Consider the following 17,474-nt stretch of genomic DNA (forward strand, 5'->3'; position numbering starts at 1 on the left):
TTCTAGTCCGCGACCGCGTCCGTTGCTTCCTGCCTGGGCCCGCTCCCGTTACCGAGGGAGCGGGCCCTCGCACGTCGTTAAGGTGAACACCATGAGCGCACCCGCTGCCCGCTTCGACCGCGGCCACACCGACGACCTGATGTCCTTTCTGGCGGCGAGCCCGACGCCGTACCACGCCGTGGCGAACACCGCCGAGCGGCTGGAGAAGGCGGGCTTCAGGCAAGTCGCCGAGACGGACGCCTGGGACGGGTCGAGCGGCGGCCGGTACGTGCTGCGCGGCGGGGCGATCGTGGCCTGGTACGTCCCCGAGGGCGCCGCTGCGCACACCCCCTTCCACGTCATCGGCGCGCACACCGACTCACCGAGCCTGCGCGTCAAGCCGCAGCCGGACACCGGGGCGCACGGCTGGCGGCAGGTCGCGGTGGAGATCTACGGCGGCCCGCTGCTGAACTCCTGGCTCGACCGGGACCTGGGCCTGGCCGGCCGGCTGACCCTGCGCGACGGCTCCACGGTCCTCGTCAACGTGGACCGGCCGCTGCTGCGGGTGCCCCAGCTCGCCATCCACCTGGACCGCACGGTGTCCTCGGAGGGCCTCAAGCTCGACAAGCAGCGCCATCTGCAGCCGGTGTGGGGCCTCGGCAACGACCTGCGTGACGGCGACCTGATCGCGTTCCTGGAGGCGGAGGCGGGGCTGGCGGCGGGCTCGGTGACCGGCTGGGACCTGATGACGCACCCGGTGGAGGCGCCCGCATACCTGGGCCGGGACCGGGAGCTGGTCGCCGGGCCCCGGATGGACAACCTGCTGTCGGTGCACGCGGGCGCGGCCGCCCTGGCCGCCGCCGCGACCTCCGGCGCCGCGCTCACCCGCATCCCCGTGCTGGCCGCCTTCGACCACGAGGAGAACGGCTCGCAGTCGGACACCGGCGCGGACGGCCCGCTGCTCGGCACGGTGCTGGAGCGCTCGGCGTTCGCGCGCGGCGGGTCGTACGAGGACCGGGCCCGCGCCTTCGCCGGCACGGTCTGCCTGTCCTCCGACACGGGCCACGCCGTCCACCCCAACTACGCGGAGCGGCACGACCCGACGCACCACCCGCGGGTCAACGGCGGCCCGATCCTCAAGGTCAACGTCAACAACCGCTACGCCACGGACGGTTCGGGCCGCGCGGTGTTCGCCGCCGCCTGCGAGAAGGCGGGCGTCCCCTTCCAGTCCTTCGTCTCCAACAACTCCATGCCCTGCGGCACCACCATCGGCCCGATCACCGCGGCCCGGCACGGCATCCGGACCGTGGACATCGGAGTGGCGATCCTGTCGATGCACAGCGTGCGCGAACTGTGCGGCGCGGACGACCCGTTCCTGCTGGCGAACGCGCTGACGGCGTTCCTGGAGGGCTGAGTCCCCGTCAAGGGCCCGCCCCGGACATGACCGGGGCGGCGCCGGGTACCCGGACGGACCGGAGATTCCGGAACCGAAAGGGGAGGCGACGACTCATGGGCCTCGGCGGATGCATCATCCTCATCGCCGTAGGAGCCATCCTCACGTTCGCGACCGACTGGCACATGCAAGGGGTCGATCTCCACGTCGTCGGCGTCATCCTGATGGCCGTCGGGCTCATCGGCACCGCCACGTTCAGCAGCATCGCAGGGCGCCGGCGGGTCGTGGTCCCGCCGACGCACGTGGTCGACGAGGAACCCCACCACCCTCACCGCGGCGACGGCTGCACCGACGGCTACGGCGTCTGAGGCTCCCCGACCGCCGGTGGCGCGGCTACTGCTCGTCCATTCCCGCCAGGACGAGCGGCAGCCGGTCCGTCCCGCCCTCCGTGAGGCGCACCGGCACCCCCCAGTCCTGCTGGTGGACATGGCACGCGGGGTATTCGTTCGCCGGATCGTCGTCGCAGGACGCCGCCATCGCCGAGACGTGCAGGACGCCCTCCGCGACCGCAGGGTTCAGCTCCAGCTCGCGTGACAGGTCCGTGTCCGCTCCCTCGCCCCCCAGCAGCAGCTCGGGCGGGGTCGAGGAGACCAGCAGGCGGGTCGAGGGGCCGTATCGGGTGTCCAGCTTCTGGCCCGCGGGGGCCTGGAAGATCACGTCCAGCCGGAGGCGGCCGGGGGCGACCTCGGTCGCGGCGCGCCGGGTGCGGTGGGCGACCGCCTCCACGCGGACCGCCTCCTCGGGCAGCCGCAACCGGGTCAGACGGTGCCGGGCCGACTCCACGACCACGATGTCCTCACCGGCGAGGACCGCTCCGCTGGGCTCGCGCAGATCGGTGGCGAGGGTGCTGACCTCGCCGGTGGCGGGGTCGTAGCGGCGCAGGGCGTGGTTGTAGGTGTCGGCGACCGCGACCGAGCCGTCCGGGAGGGCGGTGACACCGAGCGGGTGCTGGAACAGGGCCTGCCCGGCCGCGCCGTCCCGGTGACCGAAGTCGAACAGGCCGGTACCGACGGCGGTGTGGACGTGTCCGTCCGGGTCCACCCAGCGCAGCGCGGAGGTCTCGGAGTCGGCGAGCCAGAGCCGGTCGGCGGTGGCCGCGAGCCCGGAGGGCTGCGCGAACCAGGCCTCGGCGCCGGGGCCGTCCACCAGGCCCTCGTTGGTGGTGCCCGCCGCCACGGCGACGGTCCGGGCGGCGGGATCGTACGTCCACAGCTGGTGGACGCCCGCCATGGCGATCCACACCCGGCCGCCGAAGACCGCCACGTCCCAGGGGGAGGAGAGGTCCACCTCGCGGGCCGGGCCGGACGTCGGGGACCCCTGCCACCACTGCCTGCCGGTGCCGGCCAGGGTGGTCACCTCGCCGGTGGCGAGGTCCAGGCGGCGCAGGGCGTGGTTGACGGTGTCGGCGACGATCACCGCCGTACCGTCCTCGGACAGGGCGAGGCCCTGCGGCTCGCTGAAGGAGGCCTCCTCGGGGCCGCCGTCGGCGAAGGCACGCATACCGCTGCCGATGCGCCGTACGACCGTCTCGGCGTCCTCGGCCAGCTCCACCAACTGGTGCCGGGTGGTGTCGCTGACCAGGAAGGTCCCGCCGGGCAGCAGCAGCGCCTTGCCAGGGAAGCGCAGCACCGTCGGCTCGGGCTCCGGCGGCACATAGGGGCCGTCGCCGCGGCGCAGGGTGCCCTTCGCGGCGTGCTCGGCCTCCAGCTCCTCGACCAGCCGCTCGATGGCGTGCGCATGACCCTCACCGGCGTGCTGGGCGACCACGTAGCCCTCGGGGTCGATGACGACGAGGGTCGGCCAGGCCCGGACCGCGTACTGCTTCCAGGTGGCCAGCTCCGGGTCGTCCAGCACGGGGTGCTGCACGCCGTACCGCTCCACCGCGTCCACGACCGCCTGGTGCTCGGCCTCGTGCACGAACTTCGGCGAGTGCACGCCGATGACCACCACCGTGTCCCGGTGCTTCTCCTCCAGCTCGCGCAGCTCGTCCAGGACGTGCAGACAGTTGATGCAGCAGAAGGTCCAGAAGTCCAGGACGACGATGCGTCCGCGCAGGTCGGCCAGGGTGTACTGCGTGTCTCCCGTGTTCAGCCAGCCACCCTTGCCGATCAGTTCGGGGGCGCGGACGCGGGCGCGTCGGGGTGCGGAGTCGGTCATGGCTCCAAGCGTGCCACCCGGCACCGACAACCGGCCCGGCGCCCGCCCTCAGTCCGGGTGGACCACGTTCCTGCCGGGTCCGCCGGAGAGCGTGTCCCGGCCGGGCCCGCCGTACAGCCTGTCGTTCCCGCTGTTGCCGTACAGCTTGTCGTTGCCGCCGTTGCCGTACAGGACATCGTCGCCCTTGCCCCCGTACAGCGAGTCGGCGTCGGCTCCGCCGTAGACGGTGTCGTTGCCGTCGTCGCCGGACAGGTACTGGGCGCCGGCGCCGCCGTGCAGCACGTCGTCGCCCCTGCCGCCCTGCACGATGTTGTCGCCGCCGCTCGCGTGGACCGTGTCGTTGCCGTCGCCGCCCCAGGCAAGCCCCTCCGCGCCCACCGTGAGGGTGTCGTCGCCGGCGTCGCCCGATACGTAGGCGCCGTCGAGACGGCCGGAGTCGGTCGCCTTGTCGTTGCCGGGGCCCAGCGAGATCTCGGCGTAGAAGTAGACCTGGTCGGTGGCGTTCTTGTACGCCACCGTGTCGTCGCGGTCGCCGAGGTCCATCACCAGGGCGGCATACGGGTCCTGGCTGTCCACGTCGGTGACCGTGCAGGAGACCTTCGTGCGGTCCGCGCTGTCGGGGTGCGCGCAGCCGTGGCCCGCGCCGATCGGGACGACGTCGTCGATCACGTAGGTGATGCCCGTGCGGTCCGCGGTGAGCGACGCGGTCACGGTGGCCTTGTCGGCCTGGCCGGGGGCGGCCTTGTAGGTGAGCTGCCAGCCGTACTGGTTGACCGCGGCGGTGGCCGGCGCCGTGGCGGCGTCGGCGGTGCCGGCCACCGTGAACGGGACGGCCAGGGCCAGCGTCGCCGCCGAGACGGCGTGTATCACCCGGCGGCGGGCGGGACGAGAGGGCATGGCGAAACCTCCGAGAGGAACGTGCGAAGCCGTGCGACTTCCGCAAGGTCCGACTCGGGGTCCGCCTGTTTGGTTGGGCAACTTCCTTACCGGCACGGGAAGTTCAGCTGCCGGACACCCCTCGGCCGGGTGGATTGCGGGGCTCGGTCAGGTGAGGGCGTGCCCGGCCGTCGCGTCCACGTGGTCCGGCACCTCGTCATGCCGGTCGCCCACCGTCGACGTACCGGTGGGCTCGATCACCAGGATTTCGGTGGGCACGCGCGCGTACGGCTTGTGTTCGGTGCCGCGCGGGACGGTGAACACCGAGCCCTTGGGAAGCACGACCGTGCGCTCGCCGGCCGGCTCGCGGAGAGCGATGTGCAGCTCACCCCCCAGGACCAGGAAGAACTCGTCGGTGTGGTCGTGCACGTGCCAGAGGTGTTCGCCCTCCACCTTCGCCACGCGTACGTCGTAGTCGTTGACGGTGGTGACGATGCGGGGGCTCCACTGCTCGGCGAAGGAGGCGAGGGCCATGTCCAGGGAGATCGGTTCCATGCGTTCCATCGTCGGGGGTGCCGGACCGGCCGACGAGTGCTAGAAATCGCATATGCCGCAAGGATCCTCTCACCGCGTCGTCCTCGTCGTCGACGAGAACTCGAACCCCTTCGAGATGAGCTGCGCCATCGAGATCTTCGGGCTGTCGCGGCCCGAACTGGGGCGGGACCTGTACGACTTCCGGCTGTGCGCGGCCGATCCGCAGACCCGGATGCGGGACGGCTTCTTCACGCTCACCGGGGTGGCCGGGCTGGAGGCCGCCGAGCAGGCGGACACGCTGATCGTGCCGAACCGGCCCGACACCGAGGTCCCGCGCGCGGAGCGCGTCCTGGACGCCGTACGCCGGGCCCACGCGCGTGGCGCCCGGTTGGTCGGCTTCTGCTCGGGCGCGTTCACCCTCGCGGAGGCGGGGCTGCTGGACGGGCGCCGGGCGGCCTGCCACTGGATGTGGGCCGAGGCCTTCCGGGCCCGCTTCCCCCGGGTGCGCCTGGAGCCGGACGTGCTCTTCGTGGACGACGGCGACATCCTCACGGCCTCCGGCAGCGCCTCCGCGCTCGACCTGGGCCTGCACCTCGTGCGCCGGGACCACGGCGCCGAGATCGCGGGCCACGTCTCCCGGCGCCTGGTCTTCGGCCTGCACCGGGACGGCGGCCAACGGCAGTTCGTGGAACGTCCGCTGCCCACGGTCCCCGACGAGTCGCTCGGTCCGCTGCTGGCCTGGGCGCAGGAACGGCTCGGCGAGCCGCTGACCGTCGCCGGCCTGGCCGCCCGCGCGGCCGTCTCCCCCGCCACCCTGCACCGCCGTTTCCGCTCCCAGCTGGGTACGACTCCGCTGGCCTGGCTCACCGGGGAGCGCGTCGCGCTCGCCTGCCGGCTGATCGAGCGGGGAGAGGAGCGGCTGGACGTCGTGGCGGCGCGCAGCGGTCTGGGTACGGCGGCCAACCTGCGGGCGCGGCTGCGGCGCGAGACGGGGCTCAGCCCGTCGGACTACCGCAGGCGTTTCGGGCCGACGGCCGGCGTCCTGGAGTCAGGGGACGCCGGGCGCTGAGGAGTCCGGCCCTTCGTCCGGCTCTGTGATGATCAGGTCCTGCCGGGGAACGGTATCCGCATGAGATTCCTCGTACGCGACCGGCTCCTCGGCATCGGTGACGACTACTGGATCGAGGACGAGCACGGCCGGAAGGTGTTCCTCGTCGACGGCAAGGCGATGCGGCTGCGCGACACCTTCGAGCTGAAGGACACCCAGGGACGCGTCCTGGTCGACATCCACCAGAAGATGTTCGCCCTGCGCGACACCATGGTGATCGAACGGGACGGCGAGGGCCTGGCCACCATCAAGCGCAAACGGCTCTCCCTGCTGCGCAACCACTACCGGGTGTCCCTGGTCGACGGCACCGAGCTGGACGTCAGCGGCAAGATCCTCGACCACGAGTTCGCCATCGAGTACGACGGTGAACTCCTCGCGGTGATCTCCCGCCGCCGGCTGCACATCCGGGACACGTACGGCGTCGACATCGTGCGCGAGGACGCGGACCCGGCGCTGCTGATCGCGGTGACCGTGTGCGTGATCCACCTGGCGCAGAAGGAGCGGGAGGATGACTAGAGGAGGCCAGGGCGTCACCACGGCTTCGGTCAGCGCCGTGGTGGCTCCAGGCCCAGCATCCGGTCCTTCAGGGCCGGGAACTGCTCACGGGTCGCCGCCACCTTCGCCGGGTCGAAGTCGACCGTGAGGACCTCCTCGCCGGCGCCCGCCTCGGCGAGCACCTCGCCCCACGGATCCACCACGATCGAGTGACCCGCCTGCGGAACTCCGGCGTGTGTCCCGGCCGTTCCACATGCGAGCACGAACGCCTGGTTCTCCACCGCCCGCGCCTGAGCCAGCAGCGTCCAGTGCGCACGTCGCCGCTCGGGCCAGCCCGCCGGGATCACCAGGGTCTCGGCGCCGGCGTCGACCAGTCCACGGAAGAGTTCGGGGAAACGGAGGTCGTAGCAGGTGGCCACGCCGAGCGTGGTCCCGGGCAGCCGGACCGTCACCAGGTCCCGCCCGGCGCTCATCAGCACGGCCTCGCCCTGGTCGAAACCGAAGCGATGGATCTTGCGGTAGGCCGCGGCCAGATCACCGGAGGGGGAGAAGAGGAGAGAGGTGTTGTAGAGGGGGCCGTCACCCGCGGCGGAGCCGCTGTCGGATGCAGTCCGCTCCGGGATGGAGCCCGCGTGCAGCCACACGCCCGCGTCGCTCGCCGCCTTGGCCATCGCCTCGTACGTCGGGCCTTCGAGCGGCTCGGCCTCGGGGCCGAACTCCTCGTAGGCGAAGGCGCCGGTGGTCCACAGCTCGGGCAGGACCACGAGGTCGGCCCCGGCCTGCTCCCGCACCAGCGCGGCCACCCGCTGCCGTCGGGAGGCAACCGATTCGCCCTCGTCTACGGCAATCTGGATCAGCGAGGCGCGCACACTACCACCGTCCTGGCATTCGAGTTGTCCACACGGGCCTACGATCGTCACACGAAAGCACTGCCGGGGTGCCTCAGAGCAGCGTAACTTGGGGGTCCCCCCGGTTCGAGCGAAGCCGAGAATCGGGGGAGTCCCGAGACGCCGCCGAGTGCAGCCACCTCCCGCTGGCAACGCCGCCACAACCTGCCCGTGTACCGAACCGCCGAGGGGTCCCGTTCCGTGAGTCTGCATCCCACCCTCCAGCCCTACGCCGACGCCTGGACCCACTCCATCGAAGCGATATCCGAGTTGGTGGGCTCGCTCGTGGAGGGCGAGTGGAACCGGCGGACGCCATGCCCGGGCTGGTCGGTCCGTGACGTGGTCTCGCACGTCATCGGCCTGGACTGCGAGATGCTCGGCGACCCGCGCCCCATCCACACGCTGCCCCGCGACCTCTTCCACGTCACCAACGAGCACCAGCGCTACATGGAGATGCAGGTCGACGTCCGCCGCCACCACACGGCTCCGGAGATGACGTCCGAGCTGGAGTACACGGTCATCCGCCGCAACCGCCAGCTGCGCAACGAGTCCCGCGACCCCGGCACCAAGGTCCGCGGCGCACTGAGCACCGAGGTCACCCTCGAACAGGCGATGCGGACCCGGGCCTTCGACGTGTGGGTGCACGAGCAGGACCTGCGCACGGCCCTCGGCCACCCCGGCAACCTCGACTCGCCGGGCGCGCACATCGTCCGCGACGTCCTGCTGTCCGCACTGCCCAAGGTGGTCGCCAAGGACGCGGACGCGCCACGCAGTTCGGCGATCGTCTTCGACGTGCACGGACCGATCGAGTTCCTGCGCACCATCCGCGTCGACATCCAGGGCCGCGGCACCCTGGAGACCGCCCCCGCGCTCGGCCCCGCCGCCACCCTGACCCTCGACTGGGAGACCTACGTCCGCCTGGCCTGCGGCCGCGTGACCCCGGAGGCGGTGGCGGACCGGGTGAAGACGGAGGGCGACCTGGATCTGGCGGCGGCGATCCTGCGCAACTTCGCAGTGACGCCGTAGACCCGGCCCCCCTCTCCGAGGCCCGTGCGACCGGGCTGGTCCGGCGCCTGGCGGCCTTGTGGACATCGGCTGCGGCTGGGGCTGCGGCTGGGGCTGGGGCTGGGGCGAGTTGATGCCGGCTCACGCCGGCACGTGCACCGTCTCCACCCGGCTCGCCACCAGCCGTTCCCGCTCCCGCCGGGCCGCCCGCCCGCGCAGCCGCAGGATCTGGCTCACCCCCAGCGCCTGGAGGACGAACACGGCCGAGAAGGCCACCGTGTAGTCGTCGCCGGTGGCGTCCAGCAGCACGCCGATCGCGAAGAGCGTCGTCATCGAGGCGACGAAGCCACCCATGTTGGTGATGCCGGACGCGGTGCCCTGTCGCTCGGGCGGGTTGGCGGGGCGGGCGAAGTCGAAGCCGAGCATCGAGGCCGGCCCGCAGGCACCGAGCACCGCGCACAGGGCCACCAGCAGCCCTGTCGGGGCGCGGTCACCGGGCCAGGCGAGGGTGAGCGCCCACAGGGTCGCCGTCGCCGCGACCGTGCCGAGGGCCAGCGGCAGCCGGGCGGCGTGGTGCCGGGCGACGATCTGGCCGTAGACCAGGCCGATCACCATGTTGGACAGGACGACGAGTGTCAGCAGCTCACCGGCCGTGGCGCGGCTGAGCCCCTGTGCCTGGACGAGGAACGGCAGGCCCCACAGCAGCAGGAACACCATCGCCGGGAACTGGGTGGTGAAGTGCACCCAAAGGCCGAGCCGGGTGCCCGGCTCCCGCCAGGACGCCGTGATCTGCCGGCGGACGTAGGCCGCGCCCTGGTGCGGGGACGGCTCGGGCTCGTGCCCCTCGGGGTGGTCCTTCAGGAACAGCAGCGTCAGCACGAGGACGACCGCACCGGCCAGCGCGCTGCCCGCGAACGCCCGGGTCCAGCCGACGCCGTGCAGCAGCCGGGCCAGGACCAGCGTGGAGACCAGGTTGCCCGCCATGCCGGCCAGGCCCGCGAGCTGGGCGACCAGCGGCCCGCGCCGGGCAGGGAACCAGCGCGTGCCGAGGCGCAGCACGCTGATGAAGGTCATCGCGTCGCCGCACCCGAGCAGCGCGCGCGAGGCGAGCGCCGTGCCGTAGGAGGGCGAGAAGGCGAAGCCGAGCTGGCCCGCCGTGAACAGCACCGCGCCGATGCTCAGCACCTTCCTGGTGCCGAGCCGGTCGACCAGCAGTCCCACGGGTATCTGCATGCCCGCGTAGACCAGCAGCTGGAGGATCGAGAAGGTCGACAGGGCCGAGGCGCCCACGTGGAAGCGGTCGGCCGCGTCCAGACCGGCCACACCCAGGGACGTTCGGAAGATGACGGCGACGAAGTAGACCGAGACGCCGATGGACCACACCGCGACGGCACGGCGGCCGCCCGGAGCATCACCCGGCAGGGTGGCGTTGTTCATCGCACCTCACCCCGGGCCAGGTGCGAGAACCAGCTCACGTGCCGGTGCACGATCCCGACGGCTGCCTCCGCGTCCCCGGCCCGCAGCGCGGCCAGGATCTCCTCGTGCTCGGCGAGCGTCTTGGCGATCCGGTCGGGGTGCGAGTGCATGACGGCGACGCCCATCCGCAGCTGACGGTCGCGCAGTTGGTCGTACAGGCGGGACAGGATCTCGTTGCCGCCGCTGCGGACGATCTCGGCGTGGAAACAGCGGTCGGTCTTCGCCGCGGCGGCCAGGTCACCGGCCGCGGCCTCGGCCTTCTGCCGCTCCAGCAGCTCGGCCAGCCGCTCCAGGAGCCCCGCAGGGGCCGGTACGGCCTTGCGGGCCGCGTGCTCCTCCACCAGCAGCCGGGTCTCCACCACGTCGGCGATCTCCTGCGCGGAGACCGGCAGGACCAGGGCGCCCTTCTTCGGGTAGAGCCTGATCAGGCCCTCCACCTCCAGTCTGAGCAGCGCCTCGCGGACAGGCGTGCGCGAGACCCCGACGGCCTCGGCCAGCTCGCCCTCGGTGAGCAGGGTCCCACCCTCGTAGCGGCGGTCGAGGACGCCCTGCTTGACGTGGGTGTAGACGCGGTCGGCGGCGGGTGGTTGCTTGGTGGGCGTGGCCATGCCCACAGGATAGATACAACACGTACGCAAGGGGCAGGGGCGTCCAGGATGCGGACGTGACGGAGATCTCACGCAGCGGCCACGCAACCTTCTGTGCTACTTACGTGTCACACACGTGCGGCCCCACTCCCCCTTGCCACCTCAACTCGGCCGCACAGTAGGGGCATTCAACATAATCGGGGTATCTCACTTGATTACCGGTATTAAGGGCACCCGCCGCTTCCGCAGAGCAACCGCCGTCGCCGTCACCTCCGGCGCGCTGCTCGCCACCGGGGCCCTCACCGCGGCGCCCGCGCAGGCCGTCACGACGCCCTCGATCGTGGCCAAGGGCGGCTACGTGATGAACAACGCGAACGGCTCCACGCTGTACAACAAGGCGATGGACTACAAGCGGTCCACCGGCTCCACCACCAAGATCATGACCGCCAAGGTCGTGCTCGCCCAGTCGAACCTCAACCTCGACGCCAAGGTGACGATCAAGAAGGAGTACAGCGACTACGTCGTCAGGAACAACGCCTCCCAGGCGCACCTGATCGTCGGCGACAAGGTCACCGTCCGCCAGCTGCTGTACGGCCTGATGCTGCCGTCCGGCTGCGACGCCGCCTACGCGCTCGCCGACAAGTACGGCAGCGGCGACACCATGGCCAAGCGCGTGGCGAACTTCATCGGGAAGATGAACACCGCCGCCAAGAACCTCGGCCTGAAGAGCACGAGCACCCACTTCGACTCGTTCGACGGCATCGGCAACGGCAACAACTACTCCACGCCGCGCGACCTGACGAAGATCGCCAGCAGCGCGATGAAGAACTCCACGTTCCGCACGATCGTCAAGACGAAGTCGTACACCGCGAAGACGATCACCAAGACCGGCGGCACCCGGATCATGCCGACGTGGGACAACACCAACACGCTGCTCAGCAGTTACAGCGGCGCCATCGGTGTGAAGACCGGCTCCGGCCCCGAGGCCGGCGCCTGCCTCGTCTTCGCCGCCACCCGCAACGGCAAGACCGTCATCGGCACGGTCCTGGCCTCCACCTCGTACGCCCAGCGCGCCGCGGACGCCACGAAGCTCCTCAACTACGGCTTCGCCAAGCTCGGCTGACCTGGGGTCACCCGCACAACGGGCCCGCCGTGAGACACGACGGGCCCGTTTTTCTGTGCCCGGCATCCGTTTCTGTGCCTGGAATCGGTCTTCTGTGCCCGGCCCCTGCACGAGCAGGTGGCGGGCGCCATCCGGCGGGCCATCGCCGAGGGAGAGTGCCGCCCGGGCGACCGTCTGCCGTCCGCACGCGAACTCTCCGAGGCGCTGGACGTCAATGTCAACACCGTCCTGCGCGGCCTGCGCGGCCTCAGGGACGAGGGACTGCTGGAGTTCCGCAGGGGCCGTGGGGTGACCGTGGCCGAGAGCGCCGGCCAACGCTCCGGGCTGCAGATCCGCGTGCACGAGCTGGTGACCGGGGCGGCACGCCTGGGCTACAGCCGGGCCGATCTCATAGAAATGATCAGGGGGATGCCCTGAACGAACGGAAGAGGCTCGGCTGCGGGGCGCGCCGGGCGGCCGCGGTGTGGGCAGGAGGCACCACAGCAGTGATCGCGGGGCTGCCGTGGACCGTGAGCGACCGGCTTCCGCACCGCGTGGCGACCCACTGGGGTGGGCCGGCGGGCCGACCCGACGGCTCGATGCCCCTCTGGGCCGCCTCCCTCTTCCCGGCCGCGATCATGGCCGGCGCTCGCGCTGACGCTGCTCCTGATACAGCGGCGTACCGCGGCGGCCGGCACCGGGATGCTCCCGTGGACGACGGCCGGACTCCTGACGAGCGGCATTGCCATCACGGGCGCCCAGGCCTCGATCGTACGGGCCAATCTCGACCGCGCGGACTGGCATAAGGCACGGCAGCCGACCGTCTGGATCGTCGCCTCGCTCGCCATCGCCATGGCCGCCGGCGTCGGCGGATGGCTGGTGAGTTCGCGTCGGCGGAAGAACGCCCCGGCCGCCGGGCGGGACGACCGTGAACCGATGGTGGAGATACCCGAAGGGCAGCGCCTGGTGTGGTTCTCCCGCGCCACGAACCTGTGGTTCCAACTGCTGGCCGCCGCGACCGGCCTGGTGGCCGTGACCACGCTTGTCGCCGTCGTCGCGGGTCTCGCCGGAACCGGGCAGCTGTGGGCCCTGTTCGCCCCCTTCGCCTTCGTCTCCCTCGCCCTGACCGCCTGCTCCTCGGTGCAGGCGCGCGTGTCGGAACGAGGCCTGGAGGTGTCCTTCGGTCCGCTCGGCCGGCCGGTACGGCGCTGGGCGCCCGCCGACATCGAGTCCGCGCGCGCCGAGCACCGTACGCCCGCGCAGGTCGGCGGCTGGGGCTACCGCCTCAGCGGCCTCGGCACCACGGTCATGCTGCGTGCCGGGGAATGCCTGGTCGTCCGGATCCGGGGGAGGCGGGGCGAATTCGCCGTGAGCGTGGACGACGCGGAGCGCGGCGCCGCACTGCTCAACGCGCTGACAGCGCCCCGGTGAACGCCGCCCACGTGGTGGGGGTGAGCCGGAGTACGGGGCCGTCGGCGTCCTTGGAGTCACGGACGGCGACGGTGCCGGGGATGTTGCGGGCGACCTCGACACACTCGCCATGGGGCTCACCGCTGCTGTACGTCGACTTCGTGAACTCGAACTCGGACACGTCGGTTTACATCTCCTTGCGGAAGTTGTCGATGAATGTGAGGGAGTCGTTCTGCGCCAAGCCCACGCGTGCGATGCGGTCGAAGAGCGCGTTGTGGTGTGCGGCATCAGTCTCGCTCTCCAGCCAGACCTGCGTCGAGAAGGTATCCGCCTGCACGAGATCCAAGGCTCCCGGCTCGGTGAACGAGACGACGGTGAACGCGCTGGTCATACCGGGATGGGCGCCCGCGCTGAACGGGACCACCTGCAAGTGCACGTTGGGAAGTTGAGCCGCGTCAAGAAGGTGCTCCAACTGGACACGCATCACGTCCCGTCCGCCGACCAACTGGCGCAGCACTCCCTCATGCAGCATCGCCCACAGTGACAACGGACGCTCACCGGTCAACCGCGCCTGACGAGCCATCCTCGCCTCGACAAAGGACTCGATCGCGCCGGGATCCTCCCAGACGCCGTTGCCCATCGCGAGGGCACGGGTGTAGTCGGGCGTCTGCAAGAGGCCAGGCACGAAGGCGAGTTGCCAGGTACGGAGTTCCGTGGCGATGTCTTCCAGGGCCACGTATTCCATCTGCGCCTTCAGCTGGGGGTACTGGTGCCACCATCCCTGAACCTTGCGCCGGTCTCGGTCAGCCTTCGCCAGCGCAAGCAGCTTTTCGATCACCGTCTCATCGGTCTCGCCATACAGATGGCACAACGCGCGGACATCAGGGTCACGCAACGGCACCTGGCCACGCTCCATCTTCGCGACCTTCGCGGTTGACGCCGTGAGCGCCTCGGCGGCATGCGTCTGGAGGAGAGAACGCAACTCCCGCATCCGCAGCAGCTCCCCACCGAGCCTGCGCCCCAGAACAGTTGTGATCGTCTTCCCACGGTTGGGGTCTCTGCCTGCCATATCGCGCTCCCTCCCGATGAGCTGCCCCAGTTTGAGGCTCCGGCGCGATCAGCCACAACTCTAGGGCCATTAATCCTTCTGTCCGAACCGCTTGCTGGCCTGAGTTTGCACCGCTACCGTCAGTACTCAATCGCCCACCCAGCGACACCAGTTGGCGGAAGCGCACCGTGCTGCCCACACGGCGGAGCCACCCCAACTGCCCCCACATCACACAAGGAGATGCGTGCCTGTGACCGACTCCTGCCCTCCCCCTCCCCACCCCAAGGGCTACGACCGCTACGACGCTGTGACGTACACCCCGTACCCCAGCAACATCCCCCTCGCCCGCAGACACGTCGCTCAACTGGCCGTCAGCTGGGACTACTCCGGCGCCGCAGGCGACGCCGCCCTGCTGGCAAGCGAGTTGTGCACCAACGCGGTGCTGCACGGATGCGTCCGGGGCCGCCTGTTCCGCGTGGAGACGTCCCTGACCGGCAACGCGCTTCGGGTCGCCGTCACCGACCCGAGGGGAGAACGCCTCCCCGACCCCCGCACCTCCGGCCCCGACGACCAGTTCGGCCGAGGCCTGCTCATCGTCCGCACCCTCGCCCACCGGTGGGCCGTGGAGAAGCTGACGGTGGGCAAGTCGGTGTGGGCGGAGTTGGACATGCCGGGAGATGCCGACGCGGCGCCTACCGGCGTCAGTCCGTATCCGTGGCGGCAAGGACAGCGAGGCGACGGCCGTCCGGGGTGAGGGCGGCGATGCCATAGTCGTCCATCTCGTTGTGGAACCACTCCGAGTCGGCCTCGAAGCGGTACCAGGCACAGGCTCGGGCCTGGCGTTCGACCTCCTGGGCACCTGCGGAGCGCTCGGCACCGCACAATCCCGCGAGGGCGCCCCATGCCGACAGTCGCCCATACGCCCCGAACGCGCCCAAGGTGTACATGCCACCGCTCGACACAGTCGCATACAACGTCTGCCAGACGGTGTCGAGGGAGCACGGTTCTCCCTCGAACCTGTCGTTGTCGCCAAGTCCCTTCACGCAGTCCAGCGGCAACGTCGTCAGGACGGCAAGGACATCGTCGCGGGGAATGGGCTGATCCGCGACGAACTCCCGCGCCTCGTACGCGCCCCAGCCACCGATCTCGGGTGGCCCGCCGATCGATTCGACCGTGTGAGGCGATGTCGCGTCGCGCAGCGAGTAGCCGGCGGCTGCCCTGCGCGCGCTCGGATCGACCCGGATCGGCGCTGTCAGTAGCCTGTAGTGGGAGCCGCCCGCTTCGCCTCGATAGGACCGCCTGGGGAAGCCGGCTCCGTGCTCCATGTCCGCGAGCCGGTCGGGCAGCCACGCAAGGGCGTGCCACGCAGGCTCGGGACGGAACCCGTGAGGTGGCAGCAGCTTCTCGGAGTCGACTCCGCGCAGCAGCAGCTCGTGGAAGAGGCAGGCACGCAGTTCCTGGTTCTCGTCGCCGCCGTCCCGGAGGACATACAGGGCGTCCTCCAAGGGCTGCGCCTCGGCTATGAGAGAAGCGAGCAGACGCGGACTGCACTCGTTGACGACGTATGGTCCAGGTCCGCCTGATCTACAAGAAGGGCATGAATCCTCCGTTCATCGCCCTTACCGCCATGCCCCACAAGGGGCCTTGAGAGAGGTAGTTCACTGTGCAGCCGATCCCTCCCTCACTGCTCTCCGAGGGCCCTGTGATTCGACTCCTGGACATCGCCATTGCGGTCCAGGAATCCAGCGGAAATTTGTCGCTGGACAACGAGATACAGCGATACATTCGGGTCGTCAATAGCGACAAGATCGCGCAATGGAACTGTTCCGTATACTCGGCCACCGGAGTCCTGGAGGCCATCGCCAACCACATCGAAGCCTTCGAAGCAGAATCACTTCCTTCGCATTTCCAGGACAGAATGAAACGAGCATGCGGTGGCATGGAGTCGCCAGACTACCTGCGCACACTCGCCGAAATCGTCCGTATCCATGACCGCCAGCCGCCACCGGAGTATTGGGAGCTTCCCATGGCCGGCTGGGAGTTCTTGCAGACTTTTCCCTATCTATTCGGGCTCGATGTGATTCTCATGGATGAAGGAGACAAGGATTTTGCGGCAGTGGTGCGCTCTGCCGTGACGGATGAGCACCCGTACTGTCACGAACGCGCCGCCGCCTACGCCACCGAGGCGCAGCGGGCGCTCGTTCTCTTCCCGGGTCCGGATGCGCTCGCAGAGCGACTGTCCTGGGCCACTCGCATCCGACTACAAGAACTCGTCGCCACCGTCAACGACCACATGCAGCAAGAGCACTCATGACCGCATATCCGACCCGCTCCGCCTCCTACCCCGACCGCGAAACCGCGCAATGGGCCACCCAGCAGGTTGTCACCGCCAACGAGCAGGCCATCCACAGGTGGCTGGCCCAGTCGACACGCTCCCGGCTGACCATCGAGGCGTCGTGGCCCTCCCGTTCCGACCCCGTCGGTCGGGTCCTGCTCCAAGCCATGTTGTTGGCAGGACAGGACCCCGTCGACGTGACGGCAGGCAGGGTCGTCCTCAGGCGGGACCCGTCCCGCCCGCACGGCTTCGCCGTCCACGCCACGTTCCCGATCTATCTATAGCGACCCGTAGAGGCTGACCACCGTGCCCCTGAGCCCTCTTGAACACGACCGTCGCTACGGCGAGCTCGACCAGGTCATGCGCGCCTACACCGGGCAGCCGGCCGACGACACCCCGGACGCGCCCAGCCAGGCCCTGACCGCCTACCTCCGTCACACCTGGCACACCCGCCCCTGGGCCCTCGCCACCGCCGAGCGGCAGCTGCGCGAGTACGCCGACAACCCACCGGGCCGACTCAGGCTGCGCCTCGGCGAGTTCTACGCCCTTCCCGATGTCGGCCTGCCGCAGGACGAGATCCAGCAGTGGCTGTTCTGCCTCGCCGACCACATCAAACACAGCCTCGAGACCGGCGCGGTACCGCCCCCGGCCACCCCCGCCACCCACTGGGAATGGCACGCCCGCTTCCCGGAGTTGGGGCAGTTCCTCGGCGGTTGGTTCTCGCAGGACATGCCGGACGAGTTCACTGATCACGATGCCGCCGTCGACGACTACCGGGCCACCACCGACCCCCAGCTCGTCGCCCGTCTCGCCGGAGAGCTTCATGAGCTGCTCGTCCTGGACCTGGACGAGTCCGACTACGCTCTCGCCGTCGCCGAGCTGGGCATGGAGGTCGACGCACCGGCGCCGTACTCGCCGAGCGGCTGGCTGGCGCGGGTCGCCGAGCAGCTTGCCACGCCACGTGCCGACTACGGCCCGTCCGCCTCAGCGAGCTGAAGTGCCGGTCTCCCGTGATGAGTTGT

At 70.4% G+C, this 17,474-nt stretch carries 21 protein-coding genes; 12 read left to right on the forward strand and 9 right to left on the reverse strand.

The window, feature by feature from the left end; translation table 11 throughout:
- Window positions 1–91 precede the first annotated feature (91 nt).
- On the forward strand, window positions 92–1,393 hold the full coding sequence (locus AQI88_RS18355) for a M18 family aminopeptidase (protein WP_067000093.1): 1,302 nt from the start codon (window positions 92–94) through the stop codon (window positions 1,391–1,393).
- Between the two features lie 95 nt (window positions 1,394–1,488).
- Window positions 1,489–1,740, forward strand: coding sequence for a DUF6458 family protein (locus tag AQI88_RS18360; RefSeq protein WP_067000097.1), 252 nt, complete (start codon window positions 1,489–1,491; stop codon window positions 1,738–1,740).
- 25 nt (window positions 1,741–1,765) lie between these two features.
- Here AQI88_RS18360 and AQI88_RS18365 read toward each other — a convergent pair whose 3' ends face one another.
- The 3 genes from AQI88_RS18365 to AQI88_RS18375 form a co-directional block, all read right to left on the reverse strand.
- Entirely contained in the window at window positions 1,766–3,589 is a 1,824-nt protein-coding gene (locus AQI88_RS18365) for a thioredoxin-like domain-containing protein (RefSeq protein WP_067000101.1), read from the reverse strand.
- A 48-nt stretch (window positions 3,590–3,637) separates the two neighbouring features.
- Entirely contained in the window at window positions 3,638–4,486 is an 849-nt protein-coding gene (locus tag AQI88_RS18370) for a calcium-binding protein (RefSeq protein WP_067000104.1), read from the reverse strand.
- 147 nt (window positions 4,487–4,633) lie between these two features.
- Window positions 4,634–5,029: a cupin domain-containing protein gene (locus AQI88_RS18375; RefSeq protein ID WP_067000107.1), complete on the reverse strand. Its 396-nt coding sequence runs from the start codon at window positions 5,027–5,029 to the stop codon at window positions 4,634–4,636.
- 43 nt (window positions 5,030–5,072) lie between these two features.
- Between AQI88_RS18375 and AQI88_RS18380 the strand changes: the two genes are divergently transcribed.
- Both AQI88_RS18380 and AQI88_RS18385 read left to right on the forward strand, forming a co-directional pair.
- Window positions 5,073–6,068 (forward strand): GlxA family transcriptional regulator, encoded by a 996-nt coding sequence (locus AQI88_RS18380; protein WP_067000110.1) that lies wholly within the window; start codon window positions 5,073–5,075, stop codon window positions 6,066–6,068.
- A gap of 60 nt (window positions 6,069–6,128) precedes the next feature.
- Window positions 6,129–6,623, forward strand: coding sequence for an LURP-one-related/scramblase family protein (locus AQI88_RS18385; RefSeq protein WP_067000112.1), 495 nt, complete (start codon window positions 6,129–6,131; stop codon window positions 6,621–6,623).
- 29 nt (window positions 6,624–6,652) lie between these two features.
- Here AQI88_RS18385 and AQI88_RS18390 read toward each other — a convergent pair whose 3' ends face one another.
- Window positions 6,653–7,471: a carbon-nitrogen family hydrolase gene (locus AQI88_RS18390; protein WP_067000115.1), complete on the reverse strand. Its 819-nt coding sequence runs from the start codon at window positions 7,469–7,471 to the stop codon at window positions 6,653–6,655.
- A 219-nt stretch (window positions 7,472–7,690) separates the two neighbouring features.
- Between AQI88_RS18390 and AQI88_RS18395 the strand changes: the two genes are divergently transcribed.
- Window positions 7,691–8,515, forward strand: a complete 825-nt coding sequence (locus AQI88_RS18395; protein ID WP_067000118.1) for a maleylpyruvate isomerase family mycothiol-dependent enzyme — start codon at window positions 7,691–7,693, stop codon at window positions 8,513–8,515.
- 120 nt (window positions 8,516–8,635) lie between these two features.
- Here the strand turns inward: AQI88_RS18395 and AQI88_RS18400 are convergent, their stop codons facing one another.
- On the reverse strand, window positions 8,636–9,931 hold the full coding sequence (locus AQI88_RS18400) for an MFS transporter (RefSeq protein WP_067000121.1): 1,296 nt from the start codon (window positions 9,929–9,931) through the stop codon (window positions 8,636–8,638).
- Window positions 9,928–10,578, reverse strand: coding sequence for a GntR family transcriptional regulator (locus AQI88_RS18405; RefSeq protein WP_067000870.1), 651 nt, complete (start codon window positions 10,576–10,578; stop codon window positions 9,928–9,930). Before AQI88_RS18405 ends, AQI88_RS18400 begins: the two co-directional genes overlap by 4 nt.
- A gap of 190 nt (window positions 10,579–10,768) precedes the next feature.
- On the opposite strand from AQI88_RS18405, the gene AQI88_RS18410 reads away from it, so the two are divergent.
- The 3 genes from AQI88_RS18410 (at window position 10,769) to AQI88_RS18420 (ending at window position 13,090) form a co-directional block, all read left to right on the forward strand.
- A complete protein-coding gene (locus AQI88_RS18410; RefSeq protein ID WP_067000124.1) occupies window positions 10,769–11,680 on the forward strand; it encodes a D-alanyl-D-alanine carboxypeptidase family protein in 912 nt (303 codons plus the stop codon).
- Between the two features lie 72 nt (window positions 11,681–11,752).
- Window positions 11,753–12,097 carry a GntR family transcriptional regulator gene (locus AQI88_RS18415; RefSeq protein ID WP_067000126.1) on the forward strand — a complete coding sequence of 115 codons (345 nt, stop codon included), beginning with the start codon at window positions 11,753–11,755 and terminating at the stop codon, window positions 12,095–12,097.
- Window positions 12,098–12,361: 264 nt separating this feature from the next.
- A complete protein-coding gene (locus tag AQI88_RS18420; protein ID WP_317933691.1) occupies window positions 12,362–13,090 on the forward strand; it encodes a DUF1648 domain-containing protein in 729 nt (242 codons plus the stop codon).
- Here AQI88_RS18420 and AQI88_RS18425 read toward each other — a convergent pair.
- Window positions 13,065–13,250 (reverse strand): DUF397 domain-containing protein, encoded by a 186-nt coding sequence (locus AQI88_RS18425; RefSeq protein WP_067000129.1) that lies wholly within the window; start codon window positions 13,248–13,250, stop codon window positions 13,065–13,067. The genes AQI88_RS18420 and AQI88_RS18425 overlap by 26 nt on opposite strands.
- A 6-nt stretch (window positions 13,251–13,256) precedes the next feature.
- On the reverse strand, window positions 13,257–14,138 hold the full coding sequence (locus AQI88_RS18430; RefSeq protein WP_067000134.1) for a helix-turn-helix domain-containing protein: 882 nt from the start codon (window positions 14,136–14,138) through the stop codon (window positions 13,257–13,259).
- 223 nt (window positions 14,139–14,361) lie between these two features.
- Between AQI88_RS18430 and AQI88_RS18435 the strand changes: the two genes are divergently transcribed.
- A complete protein-coding gene (locus AQI88_RS18435) occupies window positions 14,362–14,871 on the forward strand; it encodes an ATP-binding protein (protein WP_317933693.1) in 510 nt (169 codons plus the stop codon).
- Here AQI88_RS18435 and AQI88_RS18440 read toward each other — a convergent pair.
- Window positions 14,819–15,622, reverse strand: coding sequence for a DUF6183 family protein (locus AQI88_RS18440; protein ID WP_159050359.1), 804 nt, complete (start codon window positions 15,620–15,622; stop codon window positions 14,819–14,821). The two genes, AQI88_RS18435 and AQI88_RS18440, sit on opposite strands and share 53 nt — an antisense overlap.
- Before the next feature lie 197 nt (window positions 15,623–15,819).
- Here AQI88_RS18440 and AQI88_RS45980 point away from each other — a divergent pair, with 197 nt between their 5' ends.
- Genes AQI88_RS45980 through AQI88_RS18465 form a run of 3 tightly spaced genes read left to right on the forward strand, consistent with a single transcriptional unit; the run spans window position 15,820 to window position 17,448 of the window.
- Window positions 15,820–16,431, forward strand: coding sequence for a hypothetical protein (locus AQI88_RS45980; protein ID WP_159050360.1), 612 nt, complete (start codon window positions 15,820–15,822; stop codon window positions 16,429–16,431).
- The gene (locus AQI88_RS18460) at window positions 16,428–16,736 is read left to right on the forward strand and encodes an RNase A-like domain-containing protein (protein WP_067000153.1); all 309 of its coding nucleotides are present in this window, start codon (window positions 16,428–16,430) and stop codon (window positions 16,734–16,736) included. The genes AQI88_RS45980 and AQI88_RS18460 overlap by 4 nt, the downstream gene beginning before the upstream one ends.
- A 22-nt stretch (window positions 16,737–16,758) precedes the next feature.
- The gene (locus AQI88_RS18465; protein ID WP_067000156.1) at window positions 16,759–17,448 is read left to right on the forward strand and encodes a contact-dependent growth inhibition system immunity protein; all 690 of its coding nucleotides are present in this window, start codon (window positions 16,759–16,761) and stop codon (window positions 17,446–17,448) included.
- Window positions 17,449–17,474 lie beyond the last annotated feature (26 nt).

Source organism: Streptomyces cellostaticus (assembly GCF_001513965.1).
Lineage (GTDB): Bacteria > Actinomycetota > Actinomycetes > Streptomycetales > Streptomycetaceae > Streptomyces > Streptomyces cellostaticus.